The following is a 14639-nucleotide window of genomic DNA, read 5'->3' as shown; positions in this document are numbered from 1 at the left end:
TAAGATCGGCCCGGCTCGGAGCGCCGGTGCTGCCGAGTTCTCAGACGGCCGGAAGCAGGTCCGGGTACTCCTCCAGCCAGGCCTCGACGGCCTCGGGCTCCTTGCCCTCACCGAACTCGTTGACCACCTTGTCCTCCAGGTTGCCGTACTCCTCGTCGGTGAGCTTGATCTGGCTGATGAAGTCGGCGGCCTCGGGGAACTCCTCCTCGAAGCCGGTGCGGCCCAGGAAGTGCAGCTTCTCGGCCTCGCCGAACAGCCCCTCGGGATCCTCGAGCGCCTTGACCGAGTAGGTCGTGTTGGCCCAGAACGGGGTCCACAGGGTGACGACGATGTCCTCTTCGGCGTTCACGGCGCTCTCCAGCTCCGTGAGCATGCCGGTGGTGGAGGACAGCACCAGCTCGTACTCGCTGTCGAGCCCGTAGCCGGGCATGACCGAGTCCTGGGTGGCGGCGGTCAGACCCGCGCCCGGCTCGATGCCGATGATCTGGCCATCGAAGCGATCGGCCTGGCCCACCAGGTCCTCGATGGAGGAGATGTCCATGTAGTCCGGGACCGAGAGGTTCAGCTTGGCGTTCTCGTAGTAGGAGCCGATGTCCTCGATGTCGCCCTCGTGCTGGTCCATGTACTCCTTGTGGGTGACCTCGGGCCACGCCGAGGGGTACATGTCCACGTCGCCCTGGGCGAGGCCCTGGTAGAGCACGCCGGCTTCGGCGATCTCCGTGTGCTCGATGGTGTAGCCCATCGCGGTGAGGCGGTTCTCCAGCAGGTAGGCCATGCTCAGGCCGTCGGACCAGGAGGGGATGTACCCCATGTTGATGGTGCCGCTGGCGGAGCCGCCGCCGTCGCTGGCGGAGCCACCGTCGGAGTCACCGGAGCCGCCGTCGCTGCTGCCGCCGCAGGCGACCAGGCCGAGCCCCATGAGGCCGGCACTGCCGCCCATCAGAGCTGCACGACGGGAGACGCCGCGGCGGGGGAGGATCAGTCGATTCGTCATGGGTTCATGTCCTTTCGGAGGGTTCGTACGGGTGGTCGTGCTCGTCAGGCCGTGCCGGCCCGGCGAGTGCGTGTGGTGCGGATCAGCGTGATCAGCGAGGACGGATGCCCCGCCGGGTTGCCGAGCGCAGCGGTCAGGCGGTCCAGGAAGACCGCCAGGAGCACCACGGAGAGCCCGGCTTCCACGCCGCCCGCGAGATCCTGCGTGGAGACGGCCTGGGTCACCTCCTGGCCGAGACCAGGGGCGGCGACCATGCCGGCGATGACCGCCATGGAAAGCGCCAGCATGATGATCTGGTTGACGCCGGCCATGATGGTGGGAACGGCCAGCGGGAGCTGGATGCCGCGCAGAATCTGCCACGGCGTGGCCCCGAAGGACTCGCCGGCCTCGACGGTCTCCGAGTCGACCTGCCGGATGCCCAGCTCGGTCATGCGCACTCCCGGGGGCAGGGAGAAGATGACCGTCGCGAACAGGCCCGGGGCGTAGCCGAGCGAGAAGAAGATGACGGCCGGGATCAGGTACACGAAGGCCGGCATCGTCTGCATCAGGTCGAGCACCGGGCGCACCAGGGAGCTAACCACATTGTTGGAGGCGGCCAGGACCCCGACGGGAACCGCGATCACCACAGCCACGACTGTGGCGACGATGACCTGTGCCATCAGCTGCATCATCGGTTCCCACAGCTCCAGCGAGAGCACCAGCGTGAAGCCGACCAGGGTGAACACCGCGAAGCGCCAGGAGCGGACCACCAGGGCGATCAGCACACAGGCCAGGATGCCCACCACCGGCGGAACCAGGATCAGCCAGTTGGCCAGGTGCTCGATCGGGAACTCCATGGCCGTCGTCAGGCCATCGAAGAACCACGCGAAGGTGGCCTTGAACCACAGCAGGAAGGTCTCGACCCAGTCGCCGACGGGGATGTGGGGGATGAGGCTCTCGTCGTCCGGGTTCATCGCGTCTCACCTCCGTGGGCCAGGTCGTCGGGTCCGCTCGTGGCGGCGGGGTCCGGGGGCGGGTCGGTCCCGTCCGGAGGTGTGCCGGCACCATCGGGGGGAGGCACCGGGGTCGCGGTCGCCGCTGCGACCTCGTGACTCGTACCGTTCGCCTCGCCGGCGGCGGTCAGGAGGGTGACCCGCGGGATGACCCCTGCGAAGTGGCCTTCGTCGTCGACCACGATCAGCGGGCTGTGATGGCGGGCCGAGGTCGCGAACAGTTCCGCCAGCGAGCTGTCGTGCTGGACGATGGGCATCGTGTGTTCGCTCGACCAGGGAAGCTCGTCCTGGCCCTCGCGTACGGCGCGGGCGACGTCGTCCTCCCACAGCACGCCGGCGGGCGTGCGGTCGCGCTTGAGCACCACGAGCCATGAGTTCTGCGTCTGTCGCAGCAGCTTGTGGGCGGTGCGCGGACCCTGGGCGGCGCCGAGCGTCTCGGGCGGCTGCTCCATGATCGTCGACGCGGTCAGCACGCGGGAGCGGTCGACATCCTGGATGAAGCGGGCGACGTAGTCGTTCGCGGGCTCGTTGAGGATCTCATCGGAGGTTCCCACCTGTTCGATGCGGCCGTCGCGCATCATGGCGATGCGATCGCCGATGCGCATGGCCTCGTTGAGGTCGTGGGTGATGAACAGGACGGTCTTCTCCAGGCGCTGCTGGAGGTCGATGAGCTGGTCCTGCATGTCGCGACGGATCAGCGGGTCGAGGGCGCTGAAGGCTTCGTCCATGAGCATGATGTCGGTCCCGGCGGCCAGAGCGCGGGCCAGGCCGACGCGCTGCTGCATGCCGCCGGAGAGGGCGCTGGGCTTGTACCCGCCCCAGCCTTTCAGGCCGACCATCTCGAGCGCCTCGGCGGCCTTGGCCTCACGGTCCTTGCGGTTCACGCCGCTGACCTCGAGACCGTAGGCGGCGTTCTCCCCGACGGTCCGGTGGGGGAACAGCGCGAAGTGCTGGAAGACCATGGAGATGCGGTTGCGCCGCACCTCACGGACCTCGGCCGGGCTGAGGGAGGTCAGGTTTCGGTCGCCGATATACAGCTCGCCGGCGCTCGCCGGGAGCAGGCCGTTGACCATTCGGATCAGCGTGGACTTGCCCGAGCCGGACAAGCCCATGACGACGAAGATCTCGCCGGGCTCGACGCTGAAGCTGGCGTCGATGACGGCGGCGGTGAGGCCCTGGTTGCGCAGTTCGTCGCGGCTTCCGCCCTTGCGGAGCTCTTCGACTCCCCGCGCGGGGCGACGTCCGAAGATCTTGTACAGACCGTCGGCGGTAATTGCTGGCACGCAGGCTCCTTCATGGAAGTTCGGGTGGCGGGCCGGGGTGGCGATCCGGGTCCCGTGTATCCCCCACGTCACAGGACGCCGGCATCGCAGGACGCCGACCCGACAAGTCATCCTCACAAGCGGCCCGGCGTACGGCAAACGGTTCTTTATCAGGAATGGGGTCGGCAGAGCTCGTGAAAGGCCTGTTCAGGGCCGGGAGACAGTCGTAGGCGCGGCCGGCGCGAAGTTCGGAAGGTCCCGTTGGCCTGGAGCGATGCCGCGTCCAGCGGTGCCGGCCCGGGGACAACCGGATTGTCGGACGATCCGGACATAACTATTCGGTCACGCGGGTGTCGTGGGTCCCAGAACGGCGGGCTCGTCGGGACCGGAAGGTCACGGGCATGTTTCGGCGGAGAACGACGAGTCGGGCCGGACGGGCACGCAGGCGCACTCGGGCGGGTGATGCGAAGGCGCGGGCGCAGATACGCAGATACTCGGCCGCGGAGGGTCAGGCGCGGAGGGTCAGGCGCGGAGGGTCAGGCGCGGAGAGGGAGCGTCTCGGCGAGGAAGCCGACGGTCTGCTGCCAGGCCGCGTCGGACGCCTGCGCGTGGTGGACGAACGGGTGCGGGTTGTCGAAGGCGTGCCCCGCACCCTCGTGCAGTTCGAACCGCACCTGCTCGCGGGTGCCGCCGGCGGTGACGGCGTGGCGGATCTGCTCGACGGTCTCGGGCGGGATGAAGTCGTCTGCCGTGCCGAAGTGGTGCAGGCTCGGCATGGTGACCACGCCCGCGCGATCCAGCAGGGAGGGCAGGGCCGAGCCGTAGTAACTGACCAGCGTCGTGGGCGGGCGGTCCTCCTCGGCGGCGGACGCCGCAGCGGCGAAGGCCAGGCCGCCGCCGTAGCAGAAGCCCAGCAGCCCCACCCGTTCGGAGTCCACCGCGCCGTGCGCACGCAGCGCGCCCAGGGCGGCGATGGCGTCGGCCTCGGCTCGCTCCCAGGGCAGCTGCTGGGTCAGGGTCATGGCCTCGCCGAGCCAGGACTCCGCGTCCTCCCAGTCGTCGATGCCGACGATCGGCGGATCGAGGCGGGCGAAGAGCTGCGGGGCCAGCACCGCATAGCCGAGCGCGGCGAGATCTGCGCAGCGCCGCTGGATGTAGTCGGAGACGCCGAAGATCTCCTGCAGCACCACGAGGCCGGGCACCGGCTCCTCGCGGTGCTCGGGCAGCCAGAGCAGTCCGGGCAGGTCGCCGGCATCGGTGGGGATGGGCAGTGTGGTCGCGCTCACGCGATGACTGTATCGCGAGGGGCGCCGGGCACTCACTCGCCCTGCGGCCTCCCCCGCTCGGCCGCACGGCCTGGCCGCGATGCTCGGTCGCTCCGCTGGACGACGGTCACAGGGTCTCGATGCCCACCAGCAGGCCCTGGTCGTTGCCGGCGAATGCCCCGGGCGCCACCTCCAGCTCCCACTGATCGCCGCCGGCGGTGGTCGCGGTGCAGGCCACCGGTTCGAAGGTCGCGAAGGAGAGGCCGTCCTGGCAGGTCACGTCCTCCCAGTCGGCGTAGTCGACGGGGACGTAAGCATTCGGGGAGGTGAGCACCTCCAGCGTGTGCTGCGCGAGCTGCTCGGAATCCAGGTCTTCGGCCCCGAACGTCGAGCTGACGCCGAGGCCGGTGAGGGACACGGTCTCCTTCAGCAGGACCTCGGCCGGCCCGGTCAGGGCGCCGCCGGTGGTGAACAGGATCGCGACCCTGCTGCCGGCGGTGAAGTCCTCCTCGGACGGGATCCGCACCGAGTGCGCCGTCCATTCCTGGTCCGGGTCGGGAGAGTCGACGCTCGCCGGGCCCATGCACGACGCGGTGGCGCCCGGGCTGAGCGTGAGCTCGTCGTAGCACTCGGCCATCCCGCCGAGGGGCCCGGTCAGCAGGGCGGCCAGCTGGTCGGGGCTGCGCACGAGGTCGCCCTCACCGGGCTCCTCGGGTCCCAGATCGGTGACGAGCACGAGACGGGTCTCAGGCTCCGTCGGCTCCGTCGCCTCGTCCTCGTCGCCGGCACCCACCCCATCGTTCTGTTCGGCTCCCTCGTCCGAGTCCCCGTTCCCCTGCTCACTGCTGGTCGCGGCGCCCCCGCCGTCGCTGCTGTTCTGCCCGGCTCCCTGCCCTTCCCCCTGATCTGATGTCTCGGACGGTGCCCCCGCGCTGTCCTCCCCGTCGGCTCCGGCGCTCGTGCTGCAGGCCGACGCGGACAGCAGCGCCGCCCCCGCGGCGACGGTCAGTACGGTGCGGGCCCGGCGTGCGGTGCTCGTGATGGTCATGGCGTCCTCTCCGCCGACTGCGGGAGACGGTTGTCCGTCGTGGATCCGCGTCGATGCGTTGCCGCTCACACCGTCGCATCAGGTCAAGGGAAGGTCAAGAGAGTGCCATGGAACTACAGACTTGAGAGTGTGAAGATCCTGTGTGCCCCTGCGCCGCCCCCTGCTAGAGTCGCCGACCAGTGACGCGGGGTGCCGTCGAGAAGCGGCGGCTGAGAGCACACCCGTCGAACCTGCCCTGGTCTGCACCTGCGAAGGGATCGTCACCGATGACTACGAGCACGCCCGAGAACCGACTGCGCAGCGCCCTCGAGGCGCTCAGCGGGCACAGCCCGCTCGTCCACTGCATCACCAACACCGTCGTCCAGCAGATCACCGCCGACGTCCTGCTGGCCATCGGGGCCGCCCCCGCGATGGTGGACCACCCGCAGGAGGCGCCGGTCTTCGCCGCTGCGGCCGACGCACTGCTGGTGAACACCGGCACCGTGGCCGAGGGACAGGTGCAGGCGATGCCCGCCGCCGCCCGCGCCGCCCGCGACGCCGGACGGCCCTGGGTGCTCGACCCGGTCGCCGTCGGCTCGCTGCCCGTCCGCACCCCGCTGGCGCACGAACTGCTGACCCTCGGGCCCGCCGCCGTCCGCGGCAACGCCTCCGAGATCGCCGCGCTCGCCGGCACCGGCGGGGGAGGGCGCGGCGTCGATTCCACCGACACGGTCGAGGCGGTGCTCGACGCCGCCCGCGACCTCTCCGCCCGCACCGGTGCCGTGGTCGCGGTCTCCGGGGAGCGCGACGCGATCGTCTCCGCGGGTCGCACCACAGTGCTGACCAGCGGCGACGCCCTGCTCGCGCGAGTGATCGGTACCGGCTGCGCGCTCGGCGCGACCTGCGCCGCCCTCCTGGGCTCAAGTCGCGACACCGACCTCACTCCCCACGACGCGGTGCTCGCCGCACATGCCCTGCACGGCGCCGCCGGAACCCTCGCCGCGCGCGAGGCGCAGGGAGTCGGGTCCTTCGCCGTCGGCTGGCTCGATGCGCTGGACACCCTCACGCCCGCCGACGTGCTCGAGCTCGTGGGTCTTCAGGAGCAGGCGGCCCCGGCGTGATCCGGCCGTCCCTGCGCACCGCCCATGCGGCCGACTTCTCGCTGTACCACGTCACCGACTCGGCGCTGTCCGGCGGGATCGACGCGGTGCCCGGCGTGGTCCTCGCCGCCGTCCGCGGCGGAGCGGGCGCGATCCAGCTGCGGGACAAGGACGCCTCCGACGCCGACCTGCTCGAGCTGGTCCGCGCATGCCGGGAACGCCTGGCGAGCGAGCTCGGCCCTCGCGCCCAGAAGGTGCCCTTGTTCGTCAACGACCGTCTCGGTGTGGCCGAGGCCGCGCGGTGCCACCTCCACGTGGGCCAGAGCGACGTCGCCGCGGCCGCTGCCCGCGAGGTGCTCGGGGAGGAGCTGATGATCGGCCTCTCCGCCGGCACCGCCGGCCAGGTGCGCGCCGCGCTCGCGGAGGACACGGCCGACGTGCTGGGCATCGGCCCGATCCGCGCGACCGCCACCAAGGCCGATGCCGCGCCGCCGCTCGGCCTGGAGGGACTGGGGGAGTGCCTGGACCCGTGGCGGCAGGCGCGGCACGTATCGGCCGCCTCAGCTCCGCTGGCCGTCGCCATCGGCGGCATCGACCATCGCCTCGCCCCGGAGATCGCGGCGACCGGTGTGGACGGTCTCTGCGTGGTCTCGGCCATCGCCGCGGCACCCGACCCCGCTGCGGCCGCCGGCCGACTCCGAGAAGCCATCGACCAGGGCCGCTCATCCAGCAGGCCGTGACCACCTGTCCGCGGACCCCGGCTCCCCACCGGCCCGGCTCCGCAGCACACCCCAGGAGGACCGCCCCATGCGACCACCCACAGCACTGACCATCGCCGGCTCCGACCCCAGCGGCGGCGCCGGCTTCCAGGCCGACCTGAAGACGTTCACGGCACTCGGCGTCTACGGCACCACCGCGATCACCGCCGTGATCGCGCAGAACACCCGCGGCGTGCAGTCCGTGACGCCGATGACCGCCGAGGACGTCCAGTCGCAGCTGACCAGCGTGCTGGATGACATCCCGCTGGACGCCACCAAGCTGGGGATGCTCACCTCCGCCGAGGTCGTCGCCGCCGTCGCCGAGACCATGGCCGCGCGAGCCGGCCAGTTCGGCACCGTCGTGCTCGACCCGGTCATGGTCGCCACCAGCGGCGATGAACTGCTGCCCCGGCAGGCGGCACAGAACCTGCGCGAACTGCTGCTGCCGCTGGTGCACGTGATCACGCCGAACCTGCCCGAAGCGGCGAAGCTGCTGGATGCGGAGGTCGCCCCCGATGTCGAGACCATGCAGGAGCAGGCCGTGCGGCTGCAGCAGCTGGGTCCCGCCGTCGTGGTCCTCAAGGGCGGGCACCACGATGACGACGAGGTCGTCGACGTCGTCGCTCACCCCGGCGGCGTGGACCTGCTGCGGGCCGAGCGCGTGCGCACCCGCGCCACCCACGGCACCGGGTGCACGCTCTCCGCGGCGATCGCCGCGCAGTACGCGCGCATCGCGATGGTCCGCTCAGCGGGGCCCGACGCCCTGGGTGCGCTCGCCGCCACCATGGACGCCTCGCACGAGAGGGTCGGCGAATCCGAAGCAGGAGACGACCTGGCCGCGGTCGGCGCGGGGCGTGACTTCCTGCAGCGGGCGCTGATCGGCGGCGCCGCCTATGACCTCTCGTTCGCGCCGGAGCAGGGGCACGGCCCGGTCGACCATCTGGTCACCGTGGCGCGCCGGGAGCCGGGCGGGCACACGGCGAGTGCCTGAGCGCTCGGCCGCTGACCGGGCCGCCGCTGACCGGACCCGACGGAAGAACGTTCCCGCGGGAACGTTCTCCGGCTGGTGGTCTCAGGCGGAGCGAGCGGAGAGGTGGCGGGAGCTGACCGCGAGGGGGCCGGTGGCCTCCACCAGGCCGGTCAGGGTCTCGTCCCTCTCCCGCGCGAAGATCTGGGCTTCGTCGGCTGCCGTCTCGGGCTGGAGATCGGGCTCGAGGTAGTCGAAATGCTCGGCTGCGCTGGGGTGTGTGTCGGTGACCTTCATCGGTGCCTCCTGGGGAAGTCAGGCGGTGTTCACCGGCCGTTAGTCGACCAGGTGCGATAAGCATGGCACCACGGGCTCGGATTCCCGGGAAAGACACCTGGGATTTTGGTGGATGGAGGCGGCCTGGGGAGGAACGGTCCGCGGAGCCGGCCCGAGGGGTGGTCCTGGGACGGTGAGCCCTGGCTCGCTCGGTCCTGCTTCGCTCAGTCCTGGCGCGCTCAACCCGCGTGCGGCCGCGCGGTCAGAGCTCGTCGTCCCCGGCGTGCCCGTCGGCCCGGCGGCGGGCACGGTCCTGCGCGGCGTCCTCGATCTCTTCCTGGCTCTTCGAGCCGCGGCGGTCCCGGAATCCGAGGGCGACCCCGAGTGCGGCGCCGAAGATGAATCCGATTCCCGCGCCGAGGAAGAGATTGTTGAAGATGGACAGGCCCACGCCGATCCCCACCGTGAATCCGATGATCATCCCGAAGGGCAGCCAGGTCGCGTCGAAGCGTCGTCTGCTGTCGGCCATCATCCCTCCTCCGGTCAGTGCTGGATCCATGGTCGCCGGCACTCGGGGCGCGGCCTCGGGACCAGCGATCCTCTGAGGCTCCCCAGCCTATCCGGTCGACGGCAGATCACCGAGGTCAGGGCTCCGCGGGGCCGTGTGGATCACGACCGGTCGGTCACCAGGGCAGGGCGTCGGGGATCGGGTCGGCGCCGAGCACATGCTGGTCGCAGAAGGCCAGCACCGTCCGGTTCCAGGCGAGGGCGTTCGAGGGTGTCTGCACCCAGTGGTTCTCGCTGGTCAGCTGCAAGAACCGGTGCGGCATGGTCTCGGGCGGGCCGTCCCAGGTCGAGACCAGGTCCCACCACAGTCGCAGCGCTTCACTGATCGGTACCCGGTAGTCGCGGTTGCCGTGGGTGATGAGCATCGGGGTGGTGATCGCACCGATGCTGCGGTGCGGGGAGAAGGCGCGGTACCACTGGGGGTCCTCGTCCTCATGGCGGTGCACGCGCATCTTCGAGGCGGCCGCATCGGTGGTGCGGTGCTGCTGCTCCAGCGCCCACAGCCCGGCGTGGGTGACGATCGCGTCGAAGCGGTCCGTGTGCCCGGCGATCCAGTTCGCCATGAACCCGCCGAAGGAGGCGCCCAGCATCGCGGTGCGCGAGCCGTCCAGCTCCGGACGCGCGAGCTCCTGGTCGAACAGGGCCTCGCACTCGCGGTAGACGACGTCCGGACGGCGCGGCCAACCCCGGTTCAGACCCGTGTCGCCGTACCCGGTCGACATCGCCGGATCGGGCATCAGGACCGCGTAGCCGCGCTCGACGGCCAGCCACGGGCACCACCGCCAGCTCCATGCGTTGTAGGAGGCGTGGGGGCCGCCGTGGATCCACAGCATGAACGGCGCGGGGGAGCCGGCCGACGCGGACTCGGGCATGCACAGCCATCCACCGACGACAACGCCGTCGACGTCGGCCTCGACCCACCCCACGGTTCCCGGCAGCCGGCCCACGGCCCCCGGGGCCGGCAGCTCACGCACAGCCGCGTCCACCGCGATCCGCACCGGCCGCGCCGGCGTGGCGATATCACTGCACAGCGCGATGAGGGATCCATCGGGCGCCGGAGCGAGCGAGGAGAACACACCGCCGGTCACGAGCTCGCGCACCGCACCGGTCGCAGCATCGACGCTGAGCATTGCGCCCGAGGAGTGCAGGTCCCCGGTGACCAGCAGGGTGCCCTCGGGGGTCCATGCGAACTCGCTGACCGTCAGGTCGCCGGTGTCGACGACGGTCGGATCCCCGCCGCCGAGCGGATGGATCTCGAGGCGGCTGTAGCTGGTGTCCGTCGGGCCGGAGAGCGTTGAGCGGATCAGCGCCAGGCGGGTGCCGTCGGGTGAGAAGCGCGGGTCGTGGTACTCGGCGGCGTCGCCGGCCGCGAGCAGCGTGGTGCGCTCGCTGGTCGCGGTGTCGATCAGCACGAGCGACGAGCGGGTCTCCCCGCCCCGGACGCGCTCGGTCCAGGACGTCGCGACCGTCGACCCGTCAGGGGAGAGGTCCGCCGAGGCGGCGTGCAGGGAGAGAGTGCCGGCATCGGGGGTGAGGTCGGTGAGGTCACCGTCGGGGGAGACGAGCACGAGGTGGCGCTCGGAGTCGCCGAGTTCGTGGTCCCACTGTCGGATGGGCATGCCGGTGTGCCAGATGGTGGTCTGCTCGGCGTCCTGGCGGCTCGCCCGACGATCGGCGTCGTCCTCGAGGGTGGCGCCGGGAAGAACACCGGTGGCGGCCAGCAGCGTCCCGTCGTCGGCGTTCGCCAGCAGCTCCAGGCCACCCGGGGTGGACGCGACCAGTCGTGCTTCGCCGATGCGCGGCAGGCGCCAGATCGCCGCGGAATCCTCGTCGTCCTCGCCGAGGGGGTCGGGGCGAGCCGACGTGAACAGCAACGAGCCATCGGAGGCGAATCTCGGGCCGCGTTCGCCCTTCTCCGAGAAGGTCAGGCGCCGTGCCGCGTGCTCACCGTCCGGATCCAGTTCCCACAGGGAGGAGACGAGCCTCGCGCCGGGCTCGTCGGCCTCCTGGATCGCGGCGACCACCCGTCCGTCCGGGCCGGCGGCGACCGAGGCCAGGCGTGGGATGCGGAGGAAGCCGTCGATGTCGGAGAAATCGGAGAACGGTTCGGGGGCATCGGCGCTGGTGACGGGAGGCACATCGCCACGCTACCGGAGGCTGCGGAAGAGGTCCGACGGTGGAGCTGTTTCGTTGTGCTCGCAGGAGACTGCGTCGTGCCTCCGGCGCGATTCGAACGCGCGACACCCGCTTTAGGAGTCCTGGACGGGCTGTCACCTTCGCCGTTGCAGGTGGTGCACGGGGTGTCCGAAAGGAGCTGATCGCTGCCGATTGCGTCGTCGGGGGTCACCAGGGGGTCACGTACCGACGTGCCCAGCGAGCCCCCGATGGCAAGGACGCGGAGCGTTCGCGGCAGCCCCACGGTGAATCGATGGGAGCGCCCGAGTACGGCCGCGCGACGAGGTCCTGTGGTCTACCTACGGTCCGCGCTCCACCTGTAGCTGGAAGGCGGAGGTCGTGATCGTAACCAGTGCTAGTGGAGGAAATCGTGATGAACAAGGAAGACCGAGACGCCGAGGCTGCGGACGAAGCGCGCCTTGCGGAGTTCGCGGAACGGTTCGAGGCGGGTGAGATTGAAGTGGACAGCACGGCTGTCGTTCGGCTTCCGAGGGAGGCGTTCGGGATCCACACCGGGCTCTGGCGGCTTGTCATGGGGGACAGACCCGCTCCTGCGCTCTACGGACGTGCGGTGAAGGAGGCCGTAGCGGTCGCGTACGAAGTGGACGGTGAGCTTCGGGGAGTGGTGTTGACTCCTGCGGGCGCTCTAGTGGCTGAGGATCTCGAAGAGCTGAACGAGCAGATTCGTGCGTATGCAGCGAAGGCTTGGGAGCTTGATGCTGAGGACGTTCAGGTGACGGTCCGTCTGGTCCGGGGATCGGAGTTGGAGGCGGCGCTGTTGGACGACTTGTTCGGAGACTGAGCGCCAGTCCTGGCAGTGGCCGGCTCCTTCCTGATCGGAGGGGGCCGGCTCTTGCTATGCGGCGGCGCAGCGACGGAGCACCGCGGCCCGCAGCGGAGCGAGGACACGCGGGCGCACGGCGCAGCGCCGCCGCGCGGCGGCGTAGCCGCCGCCTTGAATCAGTAAGGAAAGTTCTCACCTGACCAACTTCGCCTGACGACTTGGCGCTACAACCTCGGAGCCCTCCGCTCGAGTCTTTCACACGCCAAGCGGCGCGCGGCAGCGTCGGGGGTGTTGATAGGCAGGACGCCGGGGCGGATGCATGAGGCATCATGGGGTATCGGCGATCGGTCGCTCTATGGTGACGACCGCGCATAGCGAGGACGGAGCATCGATGAGAATTTCGGATGTGACAGTTGGCAACTATAGATCAATTGACCGACGGACACGTTTTAATCTCGCTGATCTGACAACATTGGTTGGGCCGAACAACGAGGGAAAAAGCAACTTGCTGCGGTCCCTTGCCTTGGGTCTTCGCGTGATAGAAGAGTGGGGGAGCCTGCCGGATGAGGCGACTCGAACTGGTGTGTTAATTGGTCGGGACGCGATTCGTGTCTACGAATCAAACCGGCTACGACGGAGAACCGGTAGAGATCGTGACGTCAGCTATGAGTGGTTCACAGACTTCCCCCTGCATAAACAAGTGGCGCAAAGCCCAAAGCCGACCGTCATTCGGATTCGGTTCCGGCTTAGCGATGAAGAGATGGCGGATTTCAGAAAGGTTACAGGTCTATCGAACAACGGCGACCTTCCGATTGAACTTCACCTCGGAAGGAGGAGAACGTCGCTTCAAGTCGTAAAGCAAGGCAGGGGCGCCGCGGGCTACAGTAAGAAGGCTCCAGCTATCGCGCGATTCGTGAGCGAAAGAATCGACTGTGTAATGGTGCCCGCTATGCGAACGATGGACCAAGCAATATCATTGCTAAATGAACTTGCGTCAATACGTCTCGCTGAGTTAGCGCGCACTGATCAATATCGTGAAGCGTTACGTCAGGTTAATGAGCTGAGGGCTAGCGTTGTTGAGGGGGTTCAGGCTGACCTCAAATCCACGATTTCGAGTTACCTCCCTGGTGTTGAATCGGTTGAACTTGAGCAGCGGGATGTGCGAGCTTCGCACACCATTAGTCGAGTGACTATCGACGATGGTTCGGCGACTTCGCTCGAGCAAAAGGGCGATGGGATCAAAAGCTTGTTCTCTCTCGCCCTGATTCAGCATCTTGCGCGCGAGCGCATCAGTGACGTGGAATCGAACTTGGTCCTCTTAGTAGACGAGCCTGAAGCGCATTTGCATTCCCGCGCTGTGCACGATTTGCTTGCTCTCTTTACCAAAATCTCTCGGGAGCAGCAGGTCGTTCTGGCGACACACAATCCAATATTTGTGAATCGCGACGAGGTTTCTGCCAATGTTCTTGTTCGGGGGAACACCGCCTCGGCGGCGCGATCTGTTAGGGATATCCGCGACGTTCTAGGGGTGGAACTACATGATAATCTCAACTCAGCGGAAGTTGTCGTGGTCACCGAAGGTTGGACGGATGTTTCGATACTGCCTGTTGCCTTGAGGTTTCTGGACGGTCCAGGTTCAAAAGATATTGCCGCAGGACGTATCGTCTTCAAATCAGCGACCGGTACCGGAAAGATTGCGCGACTTATCCAGCAAGAGCGGTCGACGGCGTGCAAGATTATCGTAGTGCTTGATGGCGACAAGGCGGGGGACTTGGAAGCCCAACGACTGCACGATACGGGAGTTATAGACAAAAAGAACATTTTCGTTCTACGCGACTCCGGCAGAAGTCAATCTGAAATTGAGGACATGATCCTGCCTCAGGTCTACCTCGATGCGATGGCGAAAAAATTCGGCCGAAAGTTTAAGGAAAATCAGTTCCGGAATCCGCGGAAAAAGTGGTCCGAGAACTTCAGGGCGGCTGCTTTGCAGCTCGGCGTCTCAGGCGACGAGGCGGAGAACGTGACCGCGGCGAAGGTTGCTGTCAGCGACGCCGTCAAATGCGCGTCGGAGCAACCGTTCAAGACCTCTTCGCTTCCGGTCCTAATGGCGTTGGGTGAGGCAATCTGGGGTGAGCGTGCTGGTGACTAGATAGATTCTAGAACACTTCGGACCGATCTGGCCGGTAAGCGGCTTGGCCGGATAATTCGTGTTAAATGCTTGCTATTTGCGCAACTTCTTGAAGATAACGCAAGATTGCGTAGTTGTCGAGCTCGCCCATATTTTCGCTGACTAATGCGAACTGCCACTCCGCGTTTGGGCTGTTAGAGTTGCTGGCGCCCCACTGCTCTAAAATGGGGGAGTTTCCGGGTCCTCCTCCTGAGTTGATGCATTTGCTTAGTGTCCCGGTTGCCCGGTGATCTGCTCGATGATCGTGGCGGCGTCCTCGGGGATCTGGGGCGGGATCAGTTGGG

Annotated in this window: 13 protein-coding genes and 1 riboswitch; of the genes, 5 read left to right on the top strand and 8 right to left on the bottom strand. The window is 68.2% G+C overall.

Features of this window, described 5'->3' with window-relative positions:
• Positions 1-40: 40 nt before the first annotated feature.
• The 5 genes from ACFQRD_RS07550 to ACFQRD_RS07530 form a co-directional block, all read right to left on the bottom strand.
• On the bottom strand, positions 41-994 hold the full coding sequence (locus tag ACFQRD_RS07550; protein ID WP_377803662.1) for a glycine betaine ABC transporter substrate-binding protein: 954 nt from the start codon (positions 992-994) through the stop codon (positions 41-43).
• A 44-nt stretch (positions 995-1038) separates the two neighbouring features.
• On the bottom strand, positions 1039-1947 hold the full coding sequence (locus ACFQRD_RS07545; RefSeq protein ID WP_377803661.1) for an ABC transporter permease: 909 nt from the start codon (positions 1945-1947) through the stop codon (positions 1039-1041).
• On the bottom strand, positions 1944-3269 hold the full coding sequence (locus tag ACFQRD_RS07540; RefSeq protein ID WP_377803659.1) for a glycine betaine/L-proline ABC transporter ATP-binding protein: 1326 nt from the start codon (positions 3267-3269) through the stop codon (positions 1944-1946). The genes ACFQRD_RS07545 and ACFQRD_RS07540 overlap by 4 nt, the downstream gene beginning before the upstream one ends.
• A gap of 515 nt (positions 3270-3784) precedes the next feature.
• Positions 3785-4534 (bottom strand): dienelactone hydrolase family protein, encoded by a 750-nt coding sequence (locus ACFQRD_RS07535; protein ID WP_377803657.1) that lies wholly within the window; start codon positions 4532-4534, stop codon positions 3785-3787.
• 106 nt (positions 4535-4640) lie between these two features.
• Complete coding sequence (locus ACFQRD_RS07530; RefSeq protein WP_377803656.1) at positions 4641-5561, bottom strand: hypothetical protein; 921 nt, start codon at positions 5559-5561, stop codon at positions 4641-4643.
• A gap of 175 nt (positions 5562-5736) precedes the next feature.
• Positions 5737-5836, top strand: a riboswitch (TPP riboswitch).
• Here ACFQRD_RS07530 and thiM point away from each other — a divergent pair.
• The 3 genes from thiM to thiD all read left to right on the top strand — a co-directional run bounded on the left by thiM (position 5828) and on the right by thiD (position 8389).
• Positions 5828-6661, top strand: coding sequence for a hydroxyethylthiazole kinase (thiM, locus tag ACFQRD_RS07525; protein ID WP_377803655.1), 834 nt, complete (start codon positions 5828-5830; stop codon positions 6659-6661). (Overlaps the previous riboswitch by 9 nt.)
• Positions 6658-7380 carry a thiamine phosphate synthase gene (locus ACFQRD_RS07520; protein ID WP_377803654.1) on the top strand — a complete coding sequence of 241 codons (723 nt, stop codon included), beginning with the start codon at positions 6658-6660 and terminating at the stop codon, positions 7378-7380. Before thiM ends, ACFQRD_RS07520 begins: the two co-directional genes overlap by 4 nt.
• 67 nt (positions 7381-7447) lie before the next feature.
• Positions 7448-8389 (top strand): bifunctional hydroxymethylpyrimidine kinase/phosphomethylpyrimidine kinase, encoded by a 942-nt coding sequence (gene thiD, locus ACFQRD_RS07515; protein WP_377803653.1) that lies wholly within the window; start codon positions 7448-7450, stop codon positions 8387-8389.
• Positions 8390-8470: 81 nt separating this feature from the next.
• Here thiD and ACFQRD_RS07510 read toward each other — a convergent pair whose 3' ends face one another.
• From ACFQRD_RS07510 to ACFQRD_RS07500, 3 genes are all read right to left on the bottom strand, one after another.
• Entirely contained in the window at positions 8471-8662 is a 192-nt protein-coding gene (locus ACFQRD_RS07510) for a hypothetical protein (protein ID WP_377018177.1), read from the bottom strand.
• Positions 8663-8903: 241 nt separating this feature from the next.
• Complete coding sequence (locus tag ACFQRD_RS07505) at positions 8904-9170, bottom strand: hypothetical protein (protein WP_377018176.1); 267 nt, start codon at positions 9168-9170, stop codon at positions 8904-8906.
• Positions 9171-9324: 154 nt separating this feature from the next.
• Positions 9325-11346: a prolyl oligopeptidase family serine peptidase gene (locus ACFQRD_RS07500; RefSeq protein ID WP_377803652.1), complete on the bottom strand. Its 2022-nt coding sequence runs from the start codon at positions 11344-11346 to the stop codon at positions 9325-9327.
• Between the two features lie 410 nt (positions 11347-11756).
• On the opposite strand from ACFQRD_RS07500, the gene ACFQRD_RS07495 reads away from it, so the two are divergent.
• On the top strand, positions 11757-12185 hold the full coding sequence (locus tag ACFQRD_RS07495) for a hypothetical protein (protein ID WP_377803651.1): 429 nt from the start codon (positions 11757-11759) through the stop codon (positions 12183-12185).
• A gap of 301 nt (positions 12186-12486) precedes the next feature.
• Positions 12487-14316 (top strand): ATP-dependent endonuclease, encoded by a 1830-nt coding sequence (locus ACFQRD_RS07490; RefSeq protein WP_377803650.1) that lies wholly within the window; start codon positions 12487-12489, stop codon positions 14314-14316.
• Positions 14317-14639: the final 323 nt, after the last annotated feature.

This window comes from Brachybacterium sp. GCM10030268, from assembly GCF_042666305.1.
Taxonomy (GTDB): domain Bacteria; phylum Actinomycetota; class Actinomycetes; order Actinomycetales; family Dermabacteraceae; genus Brachybacterium.
This window is presented reverse-complemented; position numbering and strand designations above follow the sequence as displayed.

Excerpts from the sequence above, each read along its gene's own strand:
- ACFQRD_RS07550 (WP_377803662.1), bottom strand. The coding sequence starts at position 994 with ATGACGAATCGACTGATCCTCCCCCGCCGCGGCGTCTCCCGTCGTGCA.
- ACFQRD_RS07545 (WP_377803661.1), bottom strand. The coding sequence starts at position 1,947 with ATGAACCCGGACGACGAGAGCCTCATCCCCCACATCCCCGTCGGCGAC.
- ACFQRD_RS07530 (WP_377803656.1), bottom strand. The coding sequence starts at position 5,561 with ATGACCATCACGAGCACCGCACGCCGGGCCCGCACCGTACTGACCGTC.
- thiM (WP_377803655.1), top strand. The coding sequence starts at position 5,828 with ATGACTACGAGCACGCCCGAGAACCGACTGCGCAGCGCCCTCGAGGCG.
- thiD (WP_377803653.1), top strand. The coding sequence starts at position 7,448 with ATGCGACCACCCACAGCACTGACCATCGCCGGCTCCGACCCCAGCGGC.
- ACFQRD_RS07510 (WP_377018177.1), bottom strand. The coding sequence starts at position 8,662 with ATGAAGGTCACCGACACACACCCCAGCGCAGCCGAGCATTTCGACTAC.
- ACFQRD_RS07505 (WP_377018176.1), bottom strand. The coding sequence starts at position 9,170 with ATGGCCGACAGCAGACGACGCTTCGACGCGACCTGGCTGCCCTTCGGG.
- ACFQRD_RS07495 (WP_377803651.1), top strand. The coding sequence starts at position 11,757 with ATGAACAAGGAAGACCGAGACGCCGAGGCTGCGGACGAAGCGCGCCTT.
- ACFQRD_RS07490 (WP_377803650.1), top strand. The coding sequence starts at position 12,487 with ATGAGGCATCATGGGGTATCGGCGATCGGTCGCTCTATGGTGACGACC.